Source organism: Helicobacter pylori NQ4053 (genome assembly GCF_000274605.1).
In the GTDB taxonomy this organism is placed as follows: domain Bacteria; phylum Campylobacterota; class Campylobacteria; order Campylobacterales; family Helicobacteraceae; genus Helicobacter; species Helicobacter pylori_CV.
This window is the reverse complement of sequence record NZ_AKNV01000004.1, coordinates 230035-254169: the sequence shown is the minus strand read 5'-3', so window position 1 is coordinate 254169 and position 24135 is coordinate 230035. Positions and strand designations below refer to the sequence as shown.

22 protein-coding genes, 4 tRNA genes and 3 pseudogenes are annotated in these 24135 nt (G+C 38.3%); 20 read left to right on the top strand and 9 right to left on the bottom strand.

The features are described from left to right. The 7 genes from AYS37_RS04360 (at window position 1) to AYS37_RS04330 (ending at window position 5566) form a co-directional block, all read left to right on the top strand. Complete coding sequence (locus AYS37_RS04360) at window positions 1-732, top strand: GTP cyclohydrolase I (protein ID WP_001229783.1); 732 nt, start codon at window positions 1-3, stop codon at window positions 730-732. 9 nt (window positions 733-741) lie between these two features. Beyond that, complete coding sequence (locus AYS37_RS04355) at window positions 742-1521, top strand: zinc ribbon domain-containing protein (RefSeq protein ID WP_001091839.1); 780 nt, start codon at window positions 742-744, stop codon at window positions 1519-1521. After that, the gene (gene waaA, locus AYS37_RS04350; RefSeq protein ID WP_000472227.1) at window positions 1522-2703 is read left to right on the top strand and encodes a lipid IV(A) 3-deoxy-D-manno-octulosonic acid transferase; all 1182 of its coding nucleotides are present in this window, start codon (window positions 1522-1524) and stop codon (window positions 2701-2703) included. A gap of 11 nt (window positions 2704-2714) precedes the next feature. Next, entirely contained in the window at window positions 2715-3443 is a 729-nt protein-coding gene (locus AYS37_RS04345) for an RluA family pseudouridine synthase (protein WP_000409563.1), read from the top strand. Window positions 3444-3451: 8 nt separating this feature from the next. After that, window positions 3452-4306: a prolipoprotein diacylglyceryl transferase gene (gene lgt / locus AYS37_RS04340; RefSeq protein WP_000995117.1), complete on the top strand. Its 855-nt coding sequence runs from the start codon at window positions 3452-3454 to the stop codon at window positions 4304-4306. Continuing rightward, window positions 4303-4935, top strand: coding sequence for an oxygen-insensitive NAD(P)H-dependent oxidoreductase RdxA (gene rdxA / locus AYS37_RS04335; RefSeq protein ID WP_000670111.1), 633 nt, complete (start codon window positions 4303-4305; stop codon window positions 4933-4935). The genes lgt and rdxA overlap by 4 nt, the downstream gene beginning before the upstream one ends. Window positions 4936-4999: 64 nt before the next feature. Continuing rightward, window positions 5000-5566, top strand: coding sequence for a hypothetical protein (locus AYS37_RS04330; protein ID WP_000476711.1), 567 nt, complete (start codon window positions 5000-5002; stop codon window positions 5564-5566). Window positions 5567-5568: 2 nt separating this feature from the next. On the opposite strand, the gene AYS37_RS04325 is transcribed toward AYS37_RS04330, so the two are convergent. Next, window positions 5569-6225 (bottom strand): CinA family protein, encoded by a 657-nt coding sequence (locus AYS37_RS04325; protein ID WP_000669214.1) that lies wholly within the window; start codon window positions 6223-6225, stop codon window positions 5569-5571. Window positions 6226-6235: 10 nt separating this feature from the next. Beyond that, window positions 6236-6850 (bottom strand): recombination protein RecO, encoded by a 615-nt coding sequence (gene recO / locus AYS37_RS04320; RefSeq protein ID WP_001161268.1) that lies wholly within the window; start codon window positions 6848-6850, stop codon window positions 6236-6238. Between the two features lie 81 nt (window positions 6851-6931). Here recO and accD point away from each other — a divergent pair, with 81 nt between their 5' ends. From accD to AYS37_RS09040, 4 genes are all read left to right on the top strand, one after another. Further along, on the top strand, window positions 6932-7801 hold the full coding sequence (accD, locus tag AYS37_RS04315; protein ID WP_000505043.1) for an acetyl-CoA carboxylase, carboxyltransferase subunit beta: 870 nt from the start codon (window positions 6932-6934) through the stop codon (window positions 7799-7801). Window positions 7802-7814: 13 nt separating this feature from the next. Continuing rightward, window positions 7815-8267, top strand: coding sequence for a 23S rRNA (pseudouridine(1915)-N(3))-methyltransferase RlmH (rlmH, locus tag AYS37_RS04310; protein WP_001203889.1), 453 nt, complete (start codon window positions 7815-7817; stop codon window positions 8265-8267). Window positions 8268-8276: 9 nt separating this feature from the next. After that, window positions 8277-9290: a LapA family protein gene (locus tag AYS37_RS04305; RefSeq protein WP_001213493.1), complete on the top strand. Its 1014-nt coding sequence runs from the start codon at window positions 8277-8279 to the stop codon at window positions 9288-9290. A gap of 242 nt (window positions 9291-9532) precedes the next feature. Beyond that, window positions 9533-9685: a hypothetical protein gene (locus tag AYS37_RS09040; protein WP_001009385.1), complete on the top strand. Its 153-nt coding sequence runs from the start codon at window positions 9533-9535 to the stop codon at window positions 9683-9685. A 4-nt stretch (window positions 9686-9689) separates the two neighbouring features. Here AYS37_RS09040 and AYS37_RS04300 read toward each other — a convergent pair whose 3' ends face one another. From AYS37_RS04300 to AYS37_RS04275, 6 genes are all read right to left on the bottom strand, one after another. Further along, entirely contained in the window at window positions 9690-10055 is a 366-nt protein-coding gene (locus tag AYS37_RS04300; protein WP_029699476.1) for a hypothetical protein, read from the bottom strand. A gap of 322 nt (window positions 10056-10377) precedes the next feature. Beyond that, complete coding sequence (locus tag AYS37_RS04295) at window positions 10378-11859, bottom strand: Na+/H+ antiporter NhaC family protein (protein ID WP_000524412.1); 1482 nt, start codon at window positions 11857-11859, stop codon at window positions 10378-10380. Between the two features lie 125 nt (window positions 11860-11984). Then, window positions 11985-12072, bottom strand: a tRNA-Ser gene (locus AYS37_RS04290). A 49-nt stretch (window positions 12073-12121) separates the two neighbouring features. Further along, window positions 12122-12196: transfer RNA gene (locus tag AYS37_RS04285), tRNA-Cys, on the bottom strand. Window positions 12197-12249: 53 nt separating this feature from the next. Further along, window positions 12250-12336, bottom strand: a tRNA-Leu gene (locus AYS37_RS04280). Between the two features lie 41 nt (window positions 12337-12377). Continuing rightward, window positions 12378-12452: transfer RNA gene (locus tag AYS37_RS04275), tRNA-Gly, on the bottom strand. 315 nt (window positions 12453-12767) lie between these two features. Here AYS37_RS04275 and AYS37_RS04270 point away from each other — a divergent pair. From AYS37_RS04270 to AYS37_RS04230, 9 genes and pseudogenes are all read left to right on the top strand, one after another. Beyond that, entirely contained in the window at window positions 12768-13145 is a 378-nt protein-coding gene (locus tag AYS37_RS04270) for a RidA family protein (protein WP_000665826.1), read from the top strand. Window positions 13146-13167: 22 nt separating this feature from the next. Further along, window positions 13168-14400 carry an NAD(P)/FAD-dependent oxidoreductase gene (locus AYS37_RS04265; RefSeq protein ID WP_000712580.1) on the top strand — a complete coding sequence of 411 codons (1233 nt, stop codon included), beginning with the start codon at window positions 13168-13170 and terminating at the stop codon, window positions 14398-14400. A 40-nt stretch (window positions 14401-14440) separates the two neighbouring features. After that, window positions 14441-15793: an alanine/glycine:cation symporter family protein gene (locus AYS37_RS04260; RefSeq protein ID WP_000447648.1), complete on the top strand. Its 1353-nt coding sequence runs from the start codon at window positions 14441-14443 to the stop codon at window positions 15791-15793. A gap of 6 nt (window positions 15794-15799) precedes the next feature. Next, window positions 15800-16933 (top strand): alanine racemase, encoded by a 1134-nt coding sequence (alr, locus tag AYS37_RS04255; protein WP_000917974.1) that lies wholly within the window; start codon window positions 15800-15802, stop codon window positions 16931-16933. 67 nt (window positions 16934-17000) lie between these two features. Continuing rightward, window positions 17001-17771 (top strand): annotated as a pseudogene (locus tag AYS37_RS04250) (amino acid ABC transporter substrate-binding protein). Then, a complete protein-coding gene (locus AYS37_RS04245; RefSeq protein ID WP_001275629.1) occupies window positions 17755-18468 on the top strand; it encodes an amino acid ABC transporter permease in 714 nt (237 codons plus the stop codon). The pseudogene AYS37_RS04250 and the gene AYS37_RS04245 overlap by 17 nt, the downstream one beginning before the upstream one ends. A gap of 378 nt (window positions 18469-18846) precedes the next feature. Then, window positions 18847-18942 (top strand): annotated as a pseudogene (locus tag AYS37_RS09090) (DUF262 domain-containing protein); the annotation flags it as partial. 21 nt (window positions 18943-18963) lie between these two features. After that, window positions 18964-20226, top strand: a pseudogene (locus AYS37_RS08780) (GmrSD restriction endonuclease domain-containing protein). Between the two features lie 261 nt (window positions 20227-20487). Next, window positions 20488-21867 carry an MFS transporter gene (locus AYS37_RS04230; protein WP_033608217.1) on the top strand — a complete coding sequence of 460 codons (1380 nt, stop codon included), beginning with the start codon at window positions 20488-20490 and terminating at the stop codon, window positions 21865-21867. A gap of 268 nt (window positions 21868-22135) precedes the next feature. Here AYS37_RS04230 and AYS37_RS04225 read toward each other — a convergent pair whose 3' ends face one another. Beyond that, the gene (locus tag AYS37_RS04225; RefSeq protein WP_001228431.1) at window positions 22136-24133 is read right to left on the bottom strand and encodes a porin family protein; all 1998 of its coding nucleotides are present in this window, start codon (window positions 24131-24133) and stop codon (window positions 22136-22138) included. Between the last annotated feature and the right edge of the window lie 2 nt (window positions 24134-24135).

Below are 24135 nucleotides of genomic sequence, written 5' to 3'. Positions count from 1 at the left end.
ATGGCGTTAGTCAAAGAAGTGTTGGGAGTTTTGAACCGCCTTTCGCCTTTTGAACTCCAAGAATTGTGGGATAATAGCGGGTTGAATGTGGGGAGTGGAAATAGCGAGTTTAGCGAGATTGTCGCATGCTTAGAAATCACGCCTAAAATCGCTCTAAACGCCCCACAAAACGCCCTAATCATCACGCACCACCCTTTAATTTTCAAGCCCTTAAAAACGCTTAATGATGAGGCTTATCCGGGGAATATTTTAAAAATCTTAATCCAAAAAAACATTTCAGTCATTAGCATGCACACGAATTTTGACAAAACGCATTTAAACAAGCATTTCGCTAGCGCGCTTTTAGGGTTTGATGGCTTGATGGAAAAAGGTCTTATGTTAGTGAAAGAAAACGCTAATATAGAATTTGATGCGTTGGTGAAAAAAATCAAATCTTCTTTAGGGGTGGGATTATTAGCGTGTGTCAAAAGTTCTCCAATCATTAAAGATTTAGCGTTTGTGTGCGGATCGGGAGCGTCCATGTTTTCTTCTTTAAAAGCGCAAAGCTGTTTGATTACAGGCGATGTGAAATACCATGACGCTATGATCGCTCAATCTTTAGGGATAAGCTTGATTGACGCCACGCATTATTATAGCGAAAGGGGTTTCGCACTCATTGTGGCTGAAATTTTGCATTCTTTTAATTATTTGGTTACAATAGAGAATTTTAAAAACCCCTTGCAAATCATTTAAAGGAAAGCGATGAACACCCACCTCAAACAATTGATTGAAATTTCGCATTTGGATAAAGAAATTGACTCCTTAGAGCCGTTGATCAGAGAAAAACGGAAAGACTTGGATAAGGCCTTGAATGATAAAGAAGCTAAAAATAAAGCGATTTTGAATTTAGAAGAGGAAAAATTAGTCCTAAAATTACAGGTTTCTAAAAACGAGCAAACCCTACAAGACACGAACGCTAAAATCGCCAGTATCCAAAAGAAAATGAGCGAGATCAAATCCGAAAGGGAATTGCGCTCTTTAAACATTGAAGAAGATATTGCTAAAGAACGATCCAACCAAGCCAACAGAGAAATTGAAAACCTGCAAAATGAAATCAAGCACAAAAGCGAAAAACAAGAGGATTTGAAAAAAGAAATGCTAGAGCTTGAAAAATTAGCACTGGAATTGGAAAGCTTAGTGGAAAACGAAGTCAAAAACATCAAAGAAACCCAGCAAATTATCTTTAAAAAGAAAGAAGAACTCGTGGAAAAAACCGAGCCTAAAATCTATAGCTTTTATGAAAGGATCAGAAGATGGGCGAAAAACACAAGCATTGTAACGATCAAAAAACAGGCTTGTGGGGGTTGTTTTATTAGACTGAATGATAAGATTTATACCGAAGTGCTAACGAGTGGGGATATGATCACTTGCCCGTATTGCGGGCGTATTTTATACGCTGAGGGCGCGTATGAAAACAGCGCTCAACCTCCAAAAGAAAGCCAACCAAAAGAAAGTCAAAAAGAAAGCCAAGAATCCGTCTGATTGTTTAAGTTTTTCTACCTTTTATTGTTAACTTTGGGGCATCTTCTTGGTGTGCCTTTCATCTTTTTTTGGAGTTTTAAGGAAAAATACCGCCATTCTTTGAAAGCCCGTTTTTTTCTCAAAGACAATCTTTTAAAAAGCGAGCCGATTTTTTGGTTTCATGCATGCTCTTATGGGGAGGTCAAATCCTTAGAGCCAATCATTCAAGCTTTAAAAGAGTCGATTTTAATCAGCGTTACCACTAATACCGGCTTTGAATTAGCCGCTCAAACTTACCAGCATTCTCAACACATAGAAGTGCGTTACCTGCCTTTTGAAACCCTATTATTTGCATGGAAAAAAAACTTAAAACGCTTAAAAACTTTGGTGGTTACAGAAGCGGAATTGTGGTTTAATGTGTTTGATACGGCTCAAAAATTGGGGGCAAAAACCATGCTCATTAACGCTAGGATCAGCGTTCGTTCTTACCCCAAGTACCAGCGTTTTTCTTTTTTTTATGCGCTTTTATTCAAACGCATTGATTTGATTTTAGCGCAAAGCAAGGACGATCAAAAGCGCTTGTTGAATCTAGGGGCAAAAAAAGTGGTGGATTTTTTGAATATCAAGCGTTTTTCAAAGCCTGTGATCACTTCGTTTTACCCTAAAAACCCAAGCACTTTAAACATTGTTTTAGCCAGCACGCATGAGGGCGAAGAGGAATTGGGGTTAAAAGCGTTTTTAGAATTGAAAAAGACTTTTAAAAACGCAAGGCTCTTTATCGTGCCGCGCCACCCGGAGCGTTTTAAAAGCGTGCGGAATTTGTTGCAAGATATTTTAAAAACGACGCCTTTTAGTTTGGAGTGTTTTTCTTCAAAGGGTTTTGTGGAATGCGATATTTTGTTAGTGGATAGCTTGGGGGAATTGAATAACTTCTACAAAATCGCAGACATTGTCATTTTAGGGGGTTCGTTTGTCAAAATGGGGGGGCATAACCCTTTAGAGCCGGCGTTTTTTAATGCGTGCCTAATCACAGGGGAGTATATTTTCAACCAAGTAGCGTTGTTTGAATTAATCAAGCCTTATAAAATCGTTCCAAAAGAGGATTTGTTAGACGCTCTTTTAGATTACAAAAATTTAGGCGTGGCACGTTTTTTAGAAAATGGGCATGATTTAAACGAATTGCTCGCCTTCATTAAACATTAAAAAGGATAAACATGGAAAAAGCTTATAAAATATTGAGCGTTCAAGAAAACATTTCGCATAAAAAAGCTAAAGCTTTGATCGATTTGGGGTTAGTGAGCATAGGGGGGAAGAAATTGATGGTCGCCAGAAAAGAATTGCCCAAAAACACGTGCTTTAGCGTCCAAAAGGTTGAAAAACCCAGCGTGATTTTTGAAGATGAAAACATTCTAGCTCTTTTTAAACCTCCTTTTATAGAGAGCTATGATTTAGTCTCTTTTTTCAAAGGTTGGGTTTTGTTGCACCGCTTGGATAAAGAAACAAGCGGGGTGATTTTATTGGTGAAAGAAAATTCAGAGTTCCATTTAAAAGCTAAAAAGGCTTTTAAAGACAGGGCGGTTAAAAAGGAGTATTTAGCTCTCGTTCAAGGCATCATAGAAGAAGAGCGAGAAATCAACGCCCCCATTCTTACGATTAAAACCACTAAAGCGTTTAGCAAGATCTCTAAAAAAGGGCAAGAAGCGGTTACAATCATCACGCCCTTAAAAATCATCAATAAAAAAACCCTTTTAAAAGTGGGGATCAAAACCGGAAGAACCCACCAAATCAGAGTCCATTTAAAGCACATCAACCACCCCATTATAGGCGATACGCTTTATAATAACGAGCCAAGTTCAGCCAAACGCTTGATGCTCCATGCGCATAAAATCGCGCTGCTAGGGTATGAATTTGAAGCGATCGCTCCTAAAGAATTTGAAATTTAAGGATGAGCATGAACGCTTGGAATACGATTTATGAACGATTTAACCCCATCGCTTTTAGTCTTGGCGGTATTGATGTGCATTGGTATGGTTTGGCGTATGCGTGCGCGATTGTTACCGCTTTTTACATGGCGTTAAGAATGATCCAAAAAGACCCCAAGCGATTCCCCATTGAAAGGAAGGAATTTGAGAGTTATTTTCTATGGGCGGAGCTTGGCATTGTGCTAGGGGCAAGGATAGGATACATTCTTATTTATGAGCCTAATTCTGGCTATTATTTGACGCATTTTTGGCAAATCTTTAACCCTTTTGATAGCCATGGGAATTTTGTAGGCATTCGTGGGATGAGCTATCATGGGGGGTTGGTGGGGTTTTTGATCGCTTCGTATCTTTATAGCCGTAAGGATTTGAAAAAGCTTTTGATTTATTTGGATTTGATTGCGATCAGCCTGCCTTTAGGGTATGTTTTTGGGAGGATTGGGAATTTTTTAAACCAGGAGCTGGTGGGGAGGGTTGTCCCCAAAGACAGCCATTTAGGGCAAATCATAGGCATTATGGTGGATAATCAATTGCGTTATCCCAGCCAGTTGATTGAAGCGTTTTTAGAGGGGGTTATCGTGTTTTTAATGGTAATGTGGGCTAAAAAACACACCAAAACGCATGGGTTGCTCATTGTGGTTTATGGCTTGGGGTATTCCTTGATGCGCTTTATTGCAGAGTTTTACAGAGAGCCGGATAGCCAAATGGGGGTTTATTTTTTAAATTTGAGCATGGGGCAGATTTTAAGCTTATTTATGGTAATTGTTTCATTAGGGATTTTATTGTATGCTACAAAAAATTCTAAAAAAATAAAGGAAAATCCATGAAATTTTTGGATCAAGAAAAAAGAAGACAATTACTGAACGAACGCCATTCTTGCAAGATGTTTGATAGCCATTATGAGTTTTCTAGCACAGAATTAGAAGAAATCGCTGAAATCGCCAGGCTATCGCCAAGCTCTTACAACACGCAGCCATGGCATTTTGTGATGGTTACTAATAAGGATTTAAAAAAACAAATTGCAGCGCACAGCTATTTTAATGAAGAAATGATTAAAAGCGCTTCAGCGTTAATGGTGGTATGCTCTTTAAAACCCAGCGAGTTGTTACCACACGGCCACTACATGCAAAACCTTTACCCGGAGTCTTATAAAGTCAGAGTGATCCCCTCTTTTGCTCAAATGCTTGGCGTGAGATTCAACCACAGCATGCAAAGATTAGAAAGCTATATTTTAGAGCAATGCTATATCGCTGTGGGGCAAATTTGCATGGGCGTGAGCTTAATGGGATTGGATAGTTGCATTATTGGAGGTTTTGATCCTTTAAAAGTGGGCGAAGTTTTAGAAGAGCGTATCAATAAGCCTAAAATCGCATGCTTGATCGCTTTGGGTAAGAGGGTGGCAGAAGCGAGCCAAAAATCAAGAAAATCAAAAGTTGATGCAATTACTTGGTTGTGATTAAACAAAATCAAAAACTTTTTAACTATAATCAAACCTAAATTAAAGTTTAAGGAGTGGTATTTTGTTTAAAAGAATGGTTTTAATCGCTCTTTTAGGGGTGTTTTCAAGCGTTTCATTAAGCGCTAAGAGTCTTTTAAGAGATGATGGGATTTTAGTCTCTGATTTAAAGGGCATGAAATCAGAATTGTCTGATGCTCCTGCTTGGGTTTTTGAAGACCCTAAAGTCCCCTACGAAGAAATGGGCGTGGCGTATATCCCTGTTAATAATAAATATTTAGGGATTGAGCAAGCGACTTTAAACGCTAAATTGAGCTTGATCGTGGTTTTTCATGAAATCATGTTGAAGTATAAAAAACGCTTCATGGAGCAATTCCACGAGTCCGAGCAAACGGCTACGAATATCAGCTACGCTATCTATAACTACCTAGCGACTAAGATCCAAGTAGCCTACACCTACACGAATTTAAAATCGGAGATAGCTGTGGTGAAAATCAAGCTAGTGGGTTGCCAGATTGAGCAAATCAAAAGGTATTTAAAAGCGAGCGTTGAAAACCTTAACGATAATGAAATCGCTTACATCGCTAAGGTCGCTCAAAAAGAATTTGGTAGCGTTTGCGCTTTAAGGTAGTTTTATAGCATTCTAGCGAGCATGTTTAAGGCATGCTCTACGCTTTTATTTTGAATGCTTTCTCTATTGCCTTCAAAAAAACAGCGATCAATGAAAGCTTGAGATCCTAACTTTTGTGCACCAATGTAAATCGTGCCTACAGGATTAGCCTTGTTCCCCCCATTAGGGCCAGCCACCCCACTGATCGCTAGCGCTAAATCCACTTTAAAATTTAAAAACACGCCTAGTAGCATTTCTTTCACGCATTCTTCGCTATAAACCCCAAAGACTTTTAAAGTCGTGGCATTGACTTTCAATAATTCACGCTTAACCTCTTCACTATAACACACAACACCCCCCATAAAAACCGCTGAAGCCCCGCTAATGGAAGTGAATGCATGCGATAATAACCCCCCAGAGCAGCTTTCAGCCACCGCAATTTTTAAATTTAAAGATTTCAAGCGCTCTATTAAAGCGTTTGCACTTTTTTGATGATCGTCTAATTCCACGATATTGGAGTTAAAAAGCGTTTGAAGATAAACTTTCGCTTGTTTGATATTATCGCCTTTTAATTCAATGCAATCTTCTTTGACTTGAGCGGTGATTTTCAATCGTTTCAATTCTTTTTCAATCAAAATAAAACCGCTCTCATTATCCATATTCAAAAATTTAAATTTCATTTTTAACCTTTCAAAACCCTAAATTCAGCGTGCGCCATAATTCTTCCACTTCTTCTAATTCTAAATCAATCGTGCTTTGAGTGTGAAAAAAAGCTTGGATTTTTTCTAAATCCAGGCTTTTAGCTTTCAAACAAGAGGGGTGCGCTAAAATAAACCCTTGCGCTAAAGCGACAGAATTTTCTAATTTTTTATCGCATAAAAAACAAGAATGATAACTTTGCAAGCGCCCTTCAAAATTCAAAAGCGTTGCATACATTTCTAAAATCACTCTTAAGGGGTGCTGCTTGGAGAGTTTGCTAGCCCCATCATCTAAAGTGTCAAAATAGATGCTATCCAAAGAATGCACGCCCTCTAAATGTTTGAACAAAAGAGTGCAAAAGCGTTGCCAGAAAAACAAGCGCTCCATTTCTCTTTCCCAAATATAGCCTAAATGCAAAATATTCCTTAATTTGGGTAAAAACTTATCATCGTTTTCTTCTTCAAAATCAATTTTACGCCCCACATTCAGCACGCTGTGGCGTTTGCCATAGAAACGATAGAGGGTTTTGAGCTGGTTTTTGGTTAAAACGCGCACAATCAAATCTTCATCTCTTATGCTTTGTGTTTGTAAAAGAAACCCTTGCATCGCTACTCTTAAACTAATTTTGTTTTATTATAAGCAAAACTTGGATACAATCCTAATAAAACTGCAAAATTAAGGAAAAACATGGGATTTGCAGATTTCTTTAAAAATTTTAAGATCAATAAATTGCGGACAGCACCAAGTAAGGAAGAACAGCCAAGCCATTGGGTGAAATGCCCTAAATGTTATGCGTTAATGTATCATAAAGAAGTGTTTGGTAAATACAGCGTGTGTTTGAAATGCCATTACCATTTCCGCATGAATGCGACTGAAAGGATTGAATTTTTATGCGATGTGGGGAGTTTTGAAGAGTTTGACAAGCACTTACGGCCTAATGATCCTTTAAATTTCGTGGATAAAGAGAGTTATAAACAACGCATTAAAAAATACGAAAAAAGGACTAACCGCCCAAGCTCCGTGATCAGCGGTGAGGCTAAAATCAACCGCATGCCTTTGCAGATCGTGGTGTTTGATTTCAGCTTTATGGGGGGGAGTTTAGGCTCTGTGGAGGGCGAAAAGATCGTAAGAGCGATCAATCGCGCGGTCGCTAAAAGAGAAGCGTTATTGATTGTTTCAGCGAGTGGGGGGGCTAGGATGCAAGAATCCACTTATTCGCTCATGCAAATGGCTAAAACGAGTGCGGCTTTGAACCGATTGAGTGAGGCCAGACTCCCTTTCATTTCGCTCTTAAGCGATCCCACTTATGGGGGCGTTAGCGCGTCTTTTGCGTTTTTAGGGGATCTCATTATCGCAGAGCCTGGGGCGATGATAGGTTTTGCAGGGCCTAGGGTGATTAAACAAACCATAGGGGCGGATTTGCCTGAGGGCTTTCAAACGGCGGAATTTTTATTAGAGCATGGCTTGATTGATATGATTGTGCATAGGAAGGATTTGAAAAAAACTTTGAGCGATCTCATCGCTATGATGACGCATAAGACTTCAAAGATTTTTTAAAGTTTTAACATTGATGCGTTGCGTGGTGTATTCTATCGCTAAAAGTTCGCCCCTAGAGTTAGTGAAAATCTATCAAAAGCAATGCAGGCAGTTTGATTGCGAGTTGGAATTAGTGGATTTGTTCCCTAAAAATACCGCCAACGCTCAAAAAGTTTCTAAAGAACTCGCTCAAAAAAGCTACTCTCTAGCCTTTGAGCCGTATTTAAACCCTAAGGCAAAAAATATTGCTTTACACCCTAAAGCTCAAAGGGGCGATAGCTTTGCGTTTAGTAAAATGTTAGAAAATCATCTTAATATTAATTTTTTTATCGCTGGAGCGTATGGGTTTGAAGAAAATTTTTTAAAAGATTGTCAAGCTTGGAGTTTGAGCGAGATGACTTTTAGCCATGAAGTGGCTAAAATTGTCTTATGCGAGCAAATCTATAGGGCTTTAAGCATTATTTTTAAGCATCCATACCATAAATAGGAGGCGTGCATGCGTTTTTACATTATCTTTACATTTTTGTTCATTGTGGGTTTTGGCGTGTTTGTTTATAGTATTGATCCACAAGCTTACGCCTTCAATTTAGGGAGTTACAGCTTTAATCTTCCCATTGCGGTATGGCTTATGGGCGTTTTAGGCATGTTCGCTTTTTTTTCATGGGTTTTTTTATTCAAACACAATCTCAGCCACAAAATCCGCTTATACCACGAAAAAAGGGATTTTGACAAATTGCTCAAACAAATCCTATCCCAAGACACTCAAAAGACTTTTTTAAAAACGAAATTTAAAAGCGATCTCGCTAAAAACCTCTCTCAAATTTTAGCCCGCTATGATTTAAAGGCTGATTTAAACACGCCAAATAGCGGGTGCGAAAAAGTGGATAACCTTTTTAAGCATTACCACAATATAGAAAATAACACTCTTGAGCCTAAAGATCACGCTAAGCACTCTCTGGCCTATGAGCATGCTTATTTTTCTAAACGCTTGAAGGCTTTCATCCATAACGATTTGAAAAACGCCTTTGAAGTTTTAACAAACGCGCAAATCCCTTTGGAATTACGCCGCTACGCTTTTATAGAAATTGCCCAAAAAGGCAGCAAAAAAGAGGTTTTGAAGGCTTTGAATGCGATGCAAGATAACTTGGATAAAGAGTGCGTGAAATCTTTTTTAAAAGCCTTTTTTGAAAAATCTTTAAACACGGACACTTTAAAGATTTCAGAGCTTTGCAAAAGGGTGGGTTATGACAAGAACGATTATTTACAGCTCGCGCAAAAAGCGCAAAAATTTCTTGTCCCTGATCAATGGTTCCAATTTTTTGAGATTTTAAGCCAAGAAGACGATAAGGCGCAAAAAGCCTTTCTATTCGTGTTGTTAGAATTAGAAATGAACGATCTCGCTAAGGAGCATCTAGCGGTTTTATCCTTTGAAGAATACATGCTTTTAAACGCTTACATGGATTTGAAACAAGAGCATAAAAAAGCTTATAAGTTAGAAGCGTTTTTGTAGGGGGTTTGTTTTGCTTCAACTTTAGGGCAGATTAGATGGTTACAAAGAAATTAATCATCAAGGAATGGGCTAATTGAGTCGCTTTTAGCGCCAAATGATAAGAGGAAAGAGAGTGATGCTTTTTAAACCTAAACTAATCCTAAAAAGAAACAATTAAAGCCAAAAATACGCTATAACCCACCATAAAAAGTTTTAGTAACCCATTTTGATGAAAACAGAGCCTTTTTATTTTTAAGTTTTTTATGAATTTTATCCGTATTTTAAAAATACTTTGCTCAATCAATACAACAAAAAGAGTTTTAAGAAGATTTAAAAAAGGGCTAAAAAATAAATTTGTGCTTTTGAAAGATGATATTTTAAAAGATGATAAGGGTATTAAAGAATACCCCAAATAACGCTTTAAAAACGCACCACCATAGTGGCCATGTATGAACCTGATTTGAAGTTGCTAGGAGCGCCTTCAGGCAATTTGATATGGAAATACTTTTGACAACCATTAACCGCTTTTTCATAATTTTTAGTGAAAGAATGATGATGGCGGTTTTCTAAAGGCCCTTTCATGTGTTTGCTCGTCAACGCAGAATGCTTTAATTTGACAAACAGAAGCAAGTTTTCACCGAACAACGATTTCATCGTAAAAGCGAACGCTCGCTTATAAAATGTCCGTTTGTCAATATCAATCCCAATCATCCCACTTCCAGCCGAATAGACCAAAGGTTTTGAATACAACTTCAGATCATCGCCATTCAAAACGCTTAAAAAAATCCCTAAACTTATTAGTGTCCTAACCCCATTTTCTTTCCTTAAGATATAACATTATCCGTATGTTTAACAGATAAGGAAATTTAACCTAAAACACCTTAATGGTTGATTAAAAAATTAAAAAAATGTATTTTTTAAAAAAGCGTTACGATTTAGAGATTTGTGAAGATTTTTATAATTGTATAGTTATTTTTGAATAACTTTTTTAAATTGATTGATAATGAGATAAGACTCTTTTTTTAATCCAATAGGGATCGCTAAAACCTTATTTTAATTTTAAAAAATGGGATTTTTAAATTTTTAGGTCAATACCCAATTTAAGTTTTTAGTTTTCACCATACAACCTTTTTAAAAGATAAAACACCCCCACAAGCAAAGCCACACCGATTAAAAGAGCGAGCGAGCGCGAATGCATAAAACTTGCCACCCCCAAACTCACCGCGCTGCAAAGCATCGCAATAGTCGCATAAGGGAGTTGCGTGATGAAATGGCTTTGCACCGAACACCCAGCCCCTGCAGCCGATAGTATAGTCGTGTCAGAAATGGGGCTTGTGTGATCGCCATAAACCGCGCCTGAGAGGATCGCTGAAACAATCAAAATAATATCGCTTTCATTGGCCATGCCCGCTCCAATGGGCAGCATGATCGCAAACGCTCCCCAACTTGTGCCGGTAGAAAAAGCGATAAACCCAGAGATTAAAAAAAAGATTAAAGGCATATACACGCCTCCCCCATTATTTAAAAACCCCTTGCTGATGTGGGCCAAGTAAAGCCCTGTTTGAGCGTCATCTCTAATCACAGGCCCGATAGCCCAAGCGAGCGTTAAGACTAGTATCGCTGGCCCCACACTCTTAAAGCCATCCAACACGAGTTTAAAAAAGCTCCCTTTTTCTAAAAACTTATAAGCTAAAAGATAAGTAACAATGAGCGAAAACAGCCCCCCATAAAAGAGCGAAAAACTCGCATCAGTGTTTTTTAAGACCACTCCTGTATAAAAAATCAATGATGAAATGGACACAATCAATAATAAAATAGAAAGGGGTAATAAACTCAAGGGGGCCAGTTTTGAAGAACTTTCTTCTTGTTCGTTATAAAAATCCTTCACGCCTATGTTTTGATACTTTCTCATGCTAGGGAGGTTGATTTGCCATAAAATGGTGAGAAAGACTGCAATGAGTGCAAAAATCGCATAATAATTACTGCTTAAGCTTTGCACAAGCACCGAAAAACTATCTTTTAATAAGGGCGAGCTGTCGTTATTCATGATCCCCATAATATACGCCCCCCAGCTAGAAATGGGGACTAGCAAGCACACCGGCGCTGAAGTGGAGTCTATAATATAAGCCAAGCGCTCTCGTGTGGAGTTATGAGCGTCGTTTAAAGACTTTGAGATTTGCCCCACGGTTAGGGCGTTAAAATAATCATCTACAAAAATAATGATGCCTGAAAAAAAGGCGATAAATTCGGGGGTTTTGGCGTTTTTTGAGTATTTTTTAGCTTTTTTGACAAAGTTCTGCACGCTACCGGATTTTAAAATCACCTGGCTTAAGACGCCTAAAAAGATTAAAAACCCAAAAACATAAAGGTTGGAAAGATTGAAATGAAGCCCTTTTTCTGGCTCGTAAGTGTAAAAAACGGAAGTGATTTTATGATAAATATATTCTACGAGTTGGGAAAGGTGTAACGAATGCATTAAAACAGCGCTCACTAAAATGCCCACAAACAACGAGAGCACGACTCTTTTAGTAAAAACCACCATTAAAATAACGCTAAGAGGAACAATAAGGCTTGATGCTGATAATCCCACCGAATAAAATCCTTTAAACTAATCCTTAAATTTCAATTAAAAGAGACAATCAATATTCACAAAATTCTTTGTTAAAAGAAGAGATGAATTTGCCAAAACAAATCGCTTAAAAGATTTTAATCAAGTGGCCGGGAGAGAGGGATTCGAACCCCCGGAGGTATGACCCTCAACGGTTTTCAAGACCGCCGCTTTCAACCACTCAGCCATCTCCCGCTATTTTCATAAAAGTCCCTTGCAAAAGTCCCTAAATGACTACAATAAATGGAGGCGACACCCGGATTCGAACCGGGGAATCAAAGTTTTGCAGACTCATGCCTTACCACTTGGCTATGTCGCCTTAAATTTTAACACTAGCGTATTCAAAAAATAAAATCAAATCGCACTCAAAAATGGTGCCCAAAGCCGGACTTGAACCGGCACGGTATTGCTACCGAGGGATTTTAAGTCCCTTGTGTCTACCAATTCCACCACCTGGGCAAACTAAATAGAAACCATGCTCTAGAAGTTAAATCAAAATATGGAGCGGGAAACGGGGATCGAACCCGCGGCCCCGACCTTGGCAAGGTCGTGCTCTACCACTGAGCTATTCCCGCACTCTTTATTCAAAAAGACGATTGTCATTGTATCTAAACTCAATAATAAAAGTCAAGGGCTTATGAAAAATTTCAAAACTGATTTTAAAACCAATCAAAACAGCCAAAATCCCTTTTATTTAAAAAATGAACAATGAATGTTTTGAGTTTCCATTCAAACAAAACCCGTTCAAGAGTTTCTAAATATGGGTAAAAAATATACAATACCTTATAATAAGATGAAAATTCATGGCGTTTTGCACTCATTTTTTACTTCTTTTTAATTTGATTGCATAATAATAGCTGACATAACACATAATCATAGGAGTTTCAATCATGAAAGAAGTCATCCATTCAACGCTAGCCCCAAAGGCTATAGGCCCTTACTCTCAAGCTATCGCTACTAACGATCTTGTTTTTGTCTCTGGGCAATTAGGCATTGATGTAAGCACCGGCGAATTTAAAGGCACGGATATTCATTCTCAAACCACGCAATCCATGGAAAATATCAAAGCGATTTTAAAAGAAGCAGGGTTAGGGATGGATAGCGTGGTTAAAACGACTATTTTATTGAAAAGTTTAGACGATTTTGCGGTGGTGAATGGAATCTATGGGAGTTATTTTACAGAGCCTTATCCGGCCAGAGCGACCTTTCAAGTGGCCAAACTGCCTAAAGACGCTTTAGTAGAAATTGAAGCGATAGCCATTAAGTGATCTTATTAAAGGGACTATCAGCATGAAAAAAGAAGTCGTGGTAATCGGCGGTGGGATTGTAGGGCTTTCTTGTGCGTATTCTATGCACAAGTTAGGGCATAAGGTTTGCGTGATTGAAAAAAGCGATGGCACGAATGGCACTTCTTTTGGGAATGCTGGGCTTATTTCTGCGTTTAAAAAAGCCCCGCTCTCATGCCCGGGTGTGGTGTTAGACACCCTAAAGCTCATGCTCAAAAACCAAGCCCCTTTAAAATTCCACTTTGGGCTTAATTTAAAGCTCTATCAATGGATTTTAAAGTTTATGACAAGCGCGAACGCCAAATCCACGCACCGCACCATGGCGTTGTTTGAACGCTACGGGTGGCTGAGTATTGATATGTATCATCAAATGTTAAAAGACGGCATGGACTTTTGGTATAAAGAAGACGGGCTTTTAATGATCTACACTTTAGAAGAAAGTTTTGAAAAAAAGCTTAAAACTTGCGATAACAGCGGCGCTTATAAGATTTTGAATGTGAAAGAAACCAAAGAATACATGCCTGTTGCTAATGACAATATCTGTGGGAGCGTGCTTTTGACCGAAAACGCGCATGTGGATCCGGGCGAAGTGGTGCGCTCTTTACAAGAATATCTACAAAATGTTGGCGTGGAGTTCCTCTATAACGAAGAAGTCATTGATTTTGAGTTTAAAAACAACCTTATTGATGGCGTTATCACGCATAAGGAAAAAATCCAAGCAGAAACAATCATTCTAGCCACTGGGGCTAACCCCACTCTCATTAAAAAAACCAAGAACGATTTTTTAATGATGGGGGCTAAAGGCTATAGCATCACTTTTAAAATGCCTGAAGAATTAAAGCCCAAGACTTCTTCTTTATTTGCGGATATTTTCATGGCAATGACCCCACGAAGAGACACTGTAAGGATCACTTCTAAACTAGAATTAAACACCAACAACGCCCTCATTGATAAAGAGCAAATCGCTAACATGAAAAAGAATTTAGCCGCTTTCACGCAGCCTTTTGAAATGAAAGACGCCATAGAGTGGTGCGGTTTTAGGCCCTTAACCCCTAATGATATTCCTTATTTGGGCTATGACAAACGCTATAAAAACTTAATCCATGCGACAGGGCTGGGGTGGCTTGGCATCACTTTTGGCCCGGCCATTGGTAAAATCATCGCCAATTTGAGCCAAGACGGAGCGAATGAAAAAAATGCCGATATTATGCTTTTTTCTGCATTTTTTAGGGACTAAGGAATTTCTTTTTTAAACCCTAGTTTATTGAGGAGTTTTTATGGAAACGATTGATTCGGTGGTGCGTTTATTATCTAATTTGGTGTGGGGGATTCCCATGCAAATTTTATTGGTAGGCACCGGTTTGTTTTTAACCTTCTATCTTAGGGGTTTGCAATTCAGTAAGATTTTTTATGCGATCAAAATCCTTTTTGACAAAGAGTCCCAATCTAAGGGCGATATTTCGCAATTTTCCGCTCTCATGCTTTCTTTAGGAGCAACCGTAGGCATTGGGAGTATCGTAGGCGTAGCGACCGCTATCAGCATCGCAGGGCCAGGAGCCGTGTTTTGGATGTGGGTTACTGGGCTTGTTGGCATGGCGACTAAATATTCTGAGGGGATTTTAGCGGTGAAATACAGGGAAAAAGGGGCGTTTGGATACAACGGAGGGCCCATGTATTACATCAAAAACGGCCTTAACATGCCCAAACTCGCCATGGCGTTTGCGATTTTTACGATTATTGCGAGCATTGGTACCGGTAACATGACGCAATCCAATGCGGTTTCTTCCATTTTGAGCGAACAAGCGAACCTGCCTACTTGGGTTTCAGGCTTATTGCTCACTCTTTTAACCGCTGTTATTGTCATAGGGGGGATTAAATCCATTGGTAAATTCACTTCCTACTTAGCTCCTATTATGGTGCTTTTATATTTGATCGCTATCATTTATATTATTGTTAGCCATTTTGATTTAACCCTTCAAGCGATCAAACTCATTTTTGAAGAAGCCTTTAACCCTAAACCCGTTGTGGGCGGAGCGAGCGGCGCGTTGGTAGCAACGATGATAAAAACGGGCGTGGCTAGGGGGTTGTATTCTAATGAAGCGGGGTTAGGGAGCTCAGCCATTATTGCCGCGAGCGCTCAAACGCGCCACCCGGTGCGTCAAGCCTTAGTGTCCATGCTCCAAACCTTTATTGTAACTTTAATAGTGTGTTCGGCAACAGCGAGCGTGATTTTAATGGCTCCAGAATACAACACCTTGCTCCCTAATGGGGAAAAATTAAGCGCTAATTTGCTCACTCTAAAAAGCACGGAGTATTTTCTAGGCTCGTTAGGGGCGGTGGTGATTTTTACAACCATGATCTTTTTTGCCTACTCTACGATTATTGGTTGGGCTTATTATGGGGAAAAATGCACTGAATACGCCTTTGGTGAAAAAAAAGTGAAATATTACCGCTTGATCTTTTTAGCGAGCGTGATGGTGGGGGCTATGGCTAAAATTGATTTTGTGTGGAATTTAGCGGATCTTTCTAACGGGCTTATGGCTATCCCTAATTTAATCGCTTTGATTTTATTGCATAAAGTGGTTTATTCTGAAACTCGTTGGTATTTTAGCAAGCATTCTAACAAGTAAGATGGCATGTTAAAAAGGGCGAGTTTTGTAGAAGTGAATACCGCTTCTTTAAGGCATAATTTTAATGCAGTCAAAAGCATTGTCCCTAAAGACGCCCACATCATGGCGGTTGTTAAGGCGAACGCTTATGGGGCAGGGGCAATAAAAGCGAGCGAAATTTTCTTACAAGAAGGGGCTAATTATTTAGGGGTAGCGGCCTTAGATGAAGCTTTAGAGTTGCGCTCTCATTTCCCTAAAACCCCCATTTTGATCTTAGGCTATAGCCCTAATTCTAACGCTTCCATGCTGATTGATAACGATTTGAGCGCTATGGTTTTTAGCCTTGAACAAGCGGAAGTTTTTTCCCAAATGGCTTTAAAATCTCAAAAACGCTTAAAAGTGCATCTCAAAATTGATACTGGCATGCACCGCTTGGGCTTAGAGCCTAATTTTAAAAGCATAGAAACCATTAAAAAAATCCGCGCTTTAAAAGGTTTGGAAATAGAGGGGATATTCACGCATTTAAGCAACGCTGATGCTAAGATTAAAACCCATGCTAAAAACCAAATGAAAGCCTTTAACGCTTTTTTAGAGCAGCTTTTGGATCAAAAAATAGAGTTCCAATACCGCCATGCTTATAATTCCGCCGGCATCCTTTCTTTGTGTAATGGGAATGAAAATCGTTTGTTAAACCTCTATCGCCCAGGGATCATGCTCTATGGTTTTTACCCCTCTAATGAAATGAAAGAATCATGCCCAACCATCTTGAAAAATGTTATCAGCCTGAAAGCGCAAATCGTTCAAATCAGAAGCGTTAAAAAAGGCGAATTTATTGGCTATGGCGAGCATTTTTATACCAATGAAGAGACTTTAGTGGGCGTTTTAGCACTAGGGTATGCGGACGGGTTAATGCGCACTTTAGGCAATCGCATTCAAGTAGCGATCAATAACCAACTAGCCCCCCTGATTGGCAAGGTGTGCATGGATCAGTGCTTTGTCAAACTCAATAATATTCAAGCCAAAGAGGGCGATGAGGTCATCTTGTTTGGGGATAAAAGCGCTAATGCTAATGACGCAAGCGAAATCGCCACGCTTTTAAACACCATTGCTTATGAAACCATCAGCACTTTGTCCAAACGCTTGGAGCGTGTCTATATTTAAAATCAAACCATGCAAAATTTTTATTTTGTGTTAGAATGCTTGAAAAAATTTAGGATTAAAATATAAAATGAAAAAAGTTTTATTTTTATTAGTAATAAGCTTTTTTGGGGGTTTTTTGAACGCTTCTAGCCTGTATGAAAAACTTATCAATAAAGAAACGATCAGCGTTGGCACAGAAGGCATTTACCCCCCTTTCACTTACCATAATAAAGAAGGCAAGCTCACCGGCTATGATGTGGAAGTGGCTAGGGAGTTGGCTAAAGAGCTTGGCGTGAAAATCAAATTCCATGAAACTTCATGGGATATTATGCTGACAGGTTTGAAATCGGGGCGTTTTGATATGGTCGCTAATCAAGTGAGTTTGACGACTAAAAAACGCCAAGCGGCTTTTGATAAAAGCTTGCCTTATAGCTATTCAGGCACGATCATGCTCGTTAGAAAAGATGAAAACCGCATTAAAGACATTAAAGACATCAAGGGTTTGAGAGCGGCTAACACTTTAAGCTCCACTTATGGGGAAATCGCTTTTAAATACGACGCTCAAATCGTTTCGGTGGATTCTATGGCGTAAGCTTTGTTGTTGGTGGCGCAAAAACGAGCCGATTTGACCTTAAATAGTTCTTTAGCAATCTTAAACTACCTAAACACTCATAAAAACAACCCCTTTAAAATCGCATGGGAGTCCCAAGAAAAAGATGGGAGCGCTTCCTTTGTTATTAACAAGCACCAAGAAAAAGCCTTAGAGCTTATCAACCAGGCGATGCAAAGATTGATCAATAAAGGGGTTTTAAAACGCTTAGGCGAACAATTTTTTGGAAAAGATGTCAGCCAACCATAATCTGTCTTTGTTTTTTGAATCTTTAGATTTGAACAAGGAGCGTTTGGAATTACTATTAGAGGCTTTCTACCCCATGCTAAAAGCCGCTTTTTGCATTTCTTTGCCTTTAGCGATCATTTCTTTTATTTTAGGCTTATTGATTGCTATTGTGGTGGCTCTCATTAAAATCGCGCCCCCTAAACGTTTCATTCATAAGGCTTTATTAGCGGGCGTGAATTTCTATGTCTCGCTCATTAGAGGCACGCCTTTATTGGTCCAAATCGTGGTGGTGTTTTATGGTTTGCCCGCCCTTGGGGTTTATATGGATCCAATCCCGGCAGGCATTATTGCGTTTTCTTTTAATGTGGGGGCATACGCTTCAGAGACTTTAAGGGCGAGCTTTCTTTCTGTCCCTAAAGATCAATGGAATTCAAGCTTGAGTTTGGGTTTGAATTACTTGCAAACCTTTTGGCATGTCATCTTTTTTCAAGCGCTCAAAGTCGCCACGCCAAGCCTGAGTAACACTTTCATCAGCCTTTTTAAAGAAACTTCTTTAGCTTCTGTGGTAACTATCGCAGAGGTTTTTAGAATCGCACAGCAAAAAGCGAACGCCAGCTATGACTTTCTGCCTATTTATTTGGAAGCCGCTTTGATTTACTGGCTTTTTTGCTTGGTTTTAGAAGTGATCCAAAAGCGCGTGGAAAAAATCTTAAATTAAGTTGGCTCAATTTAATATTTGATTATAATACAGCCTAAATAAAAACAAGGAGATTCTCATGAGTATGTTTTTAGATAAGAGCATTAAAGAAGTGGTAGATGAATTGAATGTTCGTTATTTTTTGCCTGACATTCAGCGTGAATACGTGTGGCTCAAAAAAGCCGATGAAAAAAGATAGAGCAACTTTTTGATTCCATTCTTAGGGGCTATCCTATTGGCTCTTTTTTATTTTGGAAATTACAAAAGGAGGATATAGCCAAGAGCGGCGAACAAGATGAGAATAAACTCAATTTCTAACTCTATCAATTCATTACAAACTACGATGAGCGAAAGTCTCACAATGAAAAAATCCGTATTGAACAAATCAAGCGTGATGATTTGTATATCGTCCTAGATGGCCAACAACGCTTGACCTCTCTTTATATCGGGCTTAAAGGCACTAGAACGCTTAGGAAAAAGTGGGGTAGAAACGATAACGCTTATGAAGAGAAGCGTTTGTATTTGAACTTGAAACACCAGCCAAACATGGACAACCCAGAAGACAATTACGAGTTTGAATTTCATGCTCAAAAGCCTGAAAACGATAAAAAACATTTTTGATTTAAGGTGGGGGATATTTTAGAGTTGGAAAGTGTTTGGGATTATGCACAAGAACATGATTTAAAAGGTGATAGATTGAAATTATTAGAAACACTAAACAAAGCTTTTCACGACAAACAACTCATTTCATTTTTTGAAGAAACAGAAAAAAATCTTAATAAAGTTTTAAATATCTTTATCCGTGTCAATAGCGGCGGGGTCAAGTTAAGCTATTCTGATTTATTGATGTCTATTTTGACAGCAAGTTTTTCAAGCGATATTAGAGAAAAAATGAATGAGCTAGTAGATACTTTAAAAGATAAAGGTTTTCCAAATGTGGGGAAAGACCAGGTGTTAAAAACTTGCTTGCTTCTCATTGGTAAAGACACTACTTTTGAATTAAAAATTTTAATAAAAAAATATCAAAGAGATTGAAGAAAATTGGGAAAAAATCACATATAGCATTTATAATGCTGCAGAACTATTAGAAACTTTTGGTTATGCCAACTATCTGGGTTCGGCTTATATTTTATCCAGTTTAGCCTATTTTTATTTTTTAAATCCAAAAATGAATGAGAACGATAAAAAACAAGCCCGAAAATTTGTCCGTAACGCTCAAATCACGAGTTATTTTACTCCTTCAACGGATACAAAATTAAACAACATAGCCAATAGCATGAAGGATGTGAAAACCTTTGAATCATTCAACCACAATTTAGCCAAACACCAAACATGGCCTTTAAAAATCACTAACGATATGATAGAAGAGATGGTGTTGTATTCTCAATACGGCAATTCTCAAGTCTTTCCTATCTTGCAAATCTTATACCCACACCTGAAGTATAAAACCACCACTTTTCATATAGACCATATTTATCCAAAGTCCAAGTTTAAAAAGGAAAATAAAAAATTAAATAAAGATTTCTATAAGTGGGGGAATTATTTATTCAATCTCCAGCTTTTAGAAGGTACAGAGAACAAGGTTAAAAAGAATAAAGACCCCGAAAGTTGGCTCAAAGAAAAATATAAAGATGAGCAAGCCATAGAAGAGTATAAAAAAGAAATTATATTGACCCTACTCTAAAATTAGAATGGGAAAATATAAAAGAATTTCGTGAAAAAAGAGAAGAAGCTATCATTAAAACATTAAAAGAAGTGTTATTGCCCAAGTCTTCATAGGAGTGTTTTTGTGGCTGATATAATCGGGTAAAGCGTTTTGACAAAATGGGTAAAACAAAATTTAAACTCGTTTAAGTGGTGTTTAATGATAAAAAAGATAGAATAACCCATTTTTTGAACGCTAATCAAATTTCATTTAATGCTTATCATCTAAAAAATGCTCTTAAGGTGTGAGGTAGTTATATAAAATCAATCTTATCCATCTTAGTTTCAAAATGAAAAATTTAAAACAGGGCGATAGCCTTATTGAAAGGATAATCAATAAAACATTTAGGCAAAAAAGAGGTAAGAACCTTAGGGTTATCTTCGCTTGGGGGGACTTTAGAATTTTACGATTTTATCATCTTTGTATTTTTTACAAGCATCATTGCCAAACACTTTTTCCCGAACACGCTTAGCCCTATTTGGTCTGAAATCAACACTTATGGTATCTTTGCTGCAGGCTATCTAGCGCGCCCGCTTGGCGGCATAGTGATGGCCCACTTTGGAGATAGATTCGGTCGTAAAAACATGTTCATGCTCTCTATTTTATTGATGGTGATCCCAACCTTTGCGTTAGCTTTGATGCCAACTTTTAATGATTTGGTGGGTTTTGGCGTTGATAGCATGGGACTTAGTCTAAAAAACGCTCATTATCTTGGTTATATAGCTCCTGTTTTTTTGGTGTTTGTTAGGATTTGTCAAGGCGTTGCTGTGGGTGGTGAATTGCCTGGCGCTTGGGTTTTTGTCCATGAACATGCCCCGCAAGGCCAAAAAAACACTTATATCGGTTTTTTAACCGCTTCCGTAGTTTCTGGGATTTTGCTTGGGAGTTTGGTTTATATTGGGATTTACATGGTTTTTGACAAGCCTGTTGTTGAAGATTGGGCTTGGAGGGTTGCCTTTGGGCTTGGAGGGATTTTTGGTATCATTTCTGTCTATTTGAGGCGCTTTTTAGAAGAAACTCCCGTTTTTCAGCAAATGAAGCAAGACGATGCCTTAGTTAAATTCCCGCTTAAAGAGGTGTTTAAAAACTCTCGCTTTGGTATATCAATCTCTATGCTTATCACTTGGGTTTTAACCGCTTGCATTTTGATTTTTATCCTTTTTGTTCCCAATTTTACCCTTACGCATCCCAATTTTCATTTCACTCCGTTTGAAAAAACCTATTTTCAAATTTTAGGACTTGTTGGTATTGTAAGTTCTATTGTTTTAACCGGGTTTTTAGCCGATAAAATCAAACCGCACAAAGTTTGCATGGCTTTTAGCGCGGCCTTTGCCTTTTTTGGCTTTTTATTCTTTAGAGAATTTTATTCTAATACGCCAAGTTTAGTCAATACCATAGTTTTATACTTTTTAGCTTGCTTTTGTGCAGGCATTATGAATTTTTGCCCTATTTTTATGAGCGATGTGTTTAGCGCCAAAATCCGTTTTAGCGGGATTTCCTTTGCCTATAATATAGCCTATGCTATAACCGCTGGCTTTACCCCTCAACTTTCAAGCTGGTTAAATGCAAAAGCCATAGCAGCACCTGAAAGCTTGCAAAGTTATGGTCTAAGCTTTTATATTTTTGTGGTTGCTTTAATCGCTTTTATCGTATCGCTTTTAATGGCGCCAATTTACAACAAATCTAACCCCCAACACGAATCGCCCATAACATGAAAGAAGTGCAAACCTTTGAATAATTCAATCAAAACTTAGCCGATAGCGTTGGTGGGTTTTGGTGATGATAAAATTTTTTCGTTTTGGATCTCATTTTGTTGTAAAACTCTTAAGGGGGTGGGGGGATATTATATTCCTCTCTGCAACCTCAGTGAAGCACCCAACCGATAAAGCGATTGGAATTTCTGCTTGAGTGGTTTAAAACACCCTAACTTCGTGCATCACAATGAGATTATCGCTTGATTGAGTTTTTTAATATTTTAGCGTTTTAAAACACCCATCCGTAATTAAAAAACACCTTAAAATGGCTAGCCCCTTCATTAAAAACAAAAGAGTTCGTGTAATCGCCACCACTAGAAACGACGCTAGCTTTTCTTTGGATTAAAGGGATGCTAATCCCTACAGAATATTTAGAATGCTTATAGCGGTAATTCAACCCAGTAGCCACATCTAAATTGCCACTTCCTTTGACTTTATTTAACACATAATAGCTGTTATACAAGCCCCTTAACCCCCCAAAGATACCAAAAGATGAAGAAAAATTCTTTCTCGTTTGAACGCCTGTAGGGTTATTTTTATTGGAATAAGTGGTGATGAAATCTAGTAACAAATCTATCCCCCCACCATAGCTCAATTGCTGGAATTTTTGATTAAGGGCTTTAGAATAGTTGTATTTGATAATGCCATAATAAGCTAACCCTATGAAATCATTAAAGTAATTTTGATAGCCTATCTTAGCGTTAACCCCTAAAATAGGGCTTCTAAAACTCTGTGAAGCGCTTGAAAAATAGTGGTTGGTAACGCTAGAAGTGACAAAGGTTTTTTGAATGGTGTTAAGCATGGAATTGGCTAAATCTTGCGTGTTCAAACTAGCGTTTAGGTTGTAGTTTGTTTGACTCCCCAAGTTAGCGTAGTTGATCGGTAAAGCGTTTTGATTAATAAGCTGCTGCCAAACCGCTGCTGTTACCCCTAAAAAGCCAGCTGGGACATCTGCGCAATTGTGATAAATGGAATTAGGGTAGTTGCTAGGGAAAGCGGGCTGATTGGATTTTCCATAAAGCGAACACACATTATAGGGGAGGCCATCAGAGTCTTTTGGCTTGCCATTTTCACTTTGACCGGTTGGCACTCTTTGGTAAGTCATGTTCCCGTTATGCCCATAGCCTTTGGTGTGGCTGAATTCATGCAAGATAGTCCTTAAATCAGCCAAATTAATAGTTTTAAGGTCATTGCCAAAGAGTTTTTTAGGATCTAAGGCAGAAGCTACTACCCCTAACTGGCCATAATGCTTACCATCATCATTGTTGCTAGGGGTAATATCACTCCCAAGCCCTACAACCCCTGAATCCTTTAAAACAACGACATCAAGATCCGCTTTGTTTCTAAATTTATTAATAATGTCTTGTTTGTTTAACACATAACTTTTATTTTGGGAATTGACAAGCCCGTTTGTTCCGGGATTTACGCATTTTGAAGGATCACTATCGCAATCTGTTGAGCTGTTAGTGAATTCAAAAGGAGCGTTTAAGATCGCATCGCCCCAAGATTGGGAGTCTAAGACAGCGATCATGTTCAACATCAAATTAGTGAATTCTTCTGCGGTTTGTGGGGTGAAATTTTGCCAACAATCATTTTTTGTATTACCATTATTATTGTAAGGACAAGTGTTGAAATTGCTTGGATTTTCATTACTATATTTCATTATAAGATTTGTTTTAATGTTATTGAGCGTTTCAAATACTCTCTGCGTGTTAGCGTCAGAAATAGAAGTGCTAGTGGCTTCAAATTTTGGAAGAAAGAAAGTATAGGGGCCAATTTTATCAAACGCCTCTTTTAGACTATCAAATGCCTCCCCAGGCAAAACAATTTTAGAGTGTTTGGGGATAGTCTCTATCACGCCCAAATCAATCACATTGCCTTGAGCGTCTGTAAAAATCAGTTTAACATTGCTTAAATTATAAGGTAAGAAATTTTCTATAGTTAATTGACCACCAATATACAACACTTTAACAGGAGATAAAGATGAAAAGTTTAATTGTGATATGGATTTAGCGTCTGTGAACAAATTAGCCGCTCTTTTTAAAATCGTGTCTGTGGGTAAATAATTATAAGTTGCGTAAGTGTTTTTTGTGGTGGTGTGTCTTTTTTCTTGCGTTTGCGTGCCTTCTAATAGCCCAGTTTCAAACCCGGCTTCTATGAAAAAGCCATTTTTCTCGTTCGCTTCTAAAGCACTGAATAATAAAAGTGGGATGAATAGTTTTCTCATGG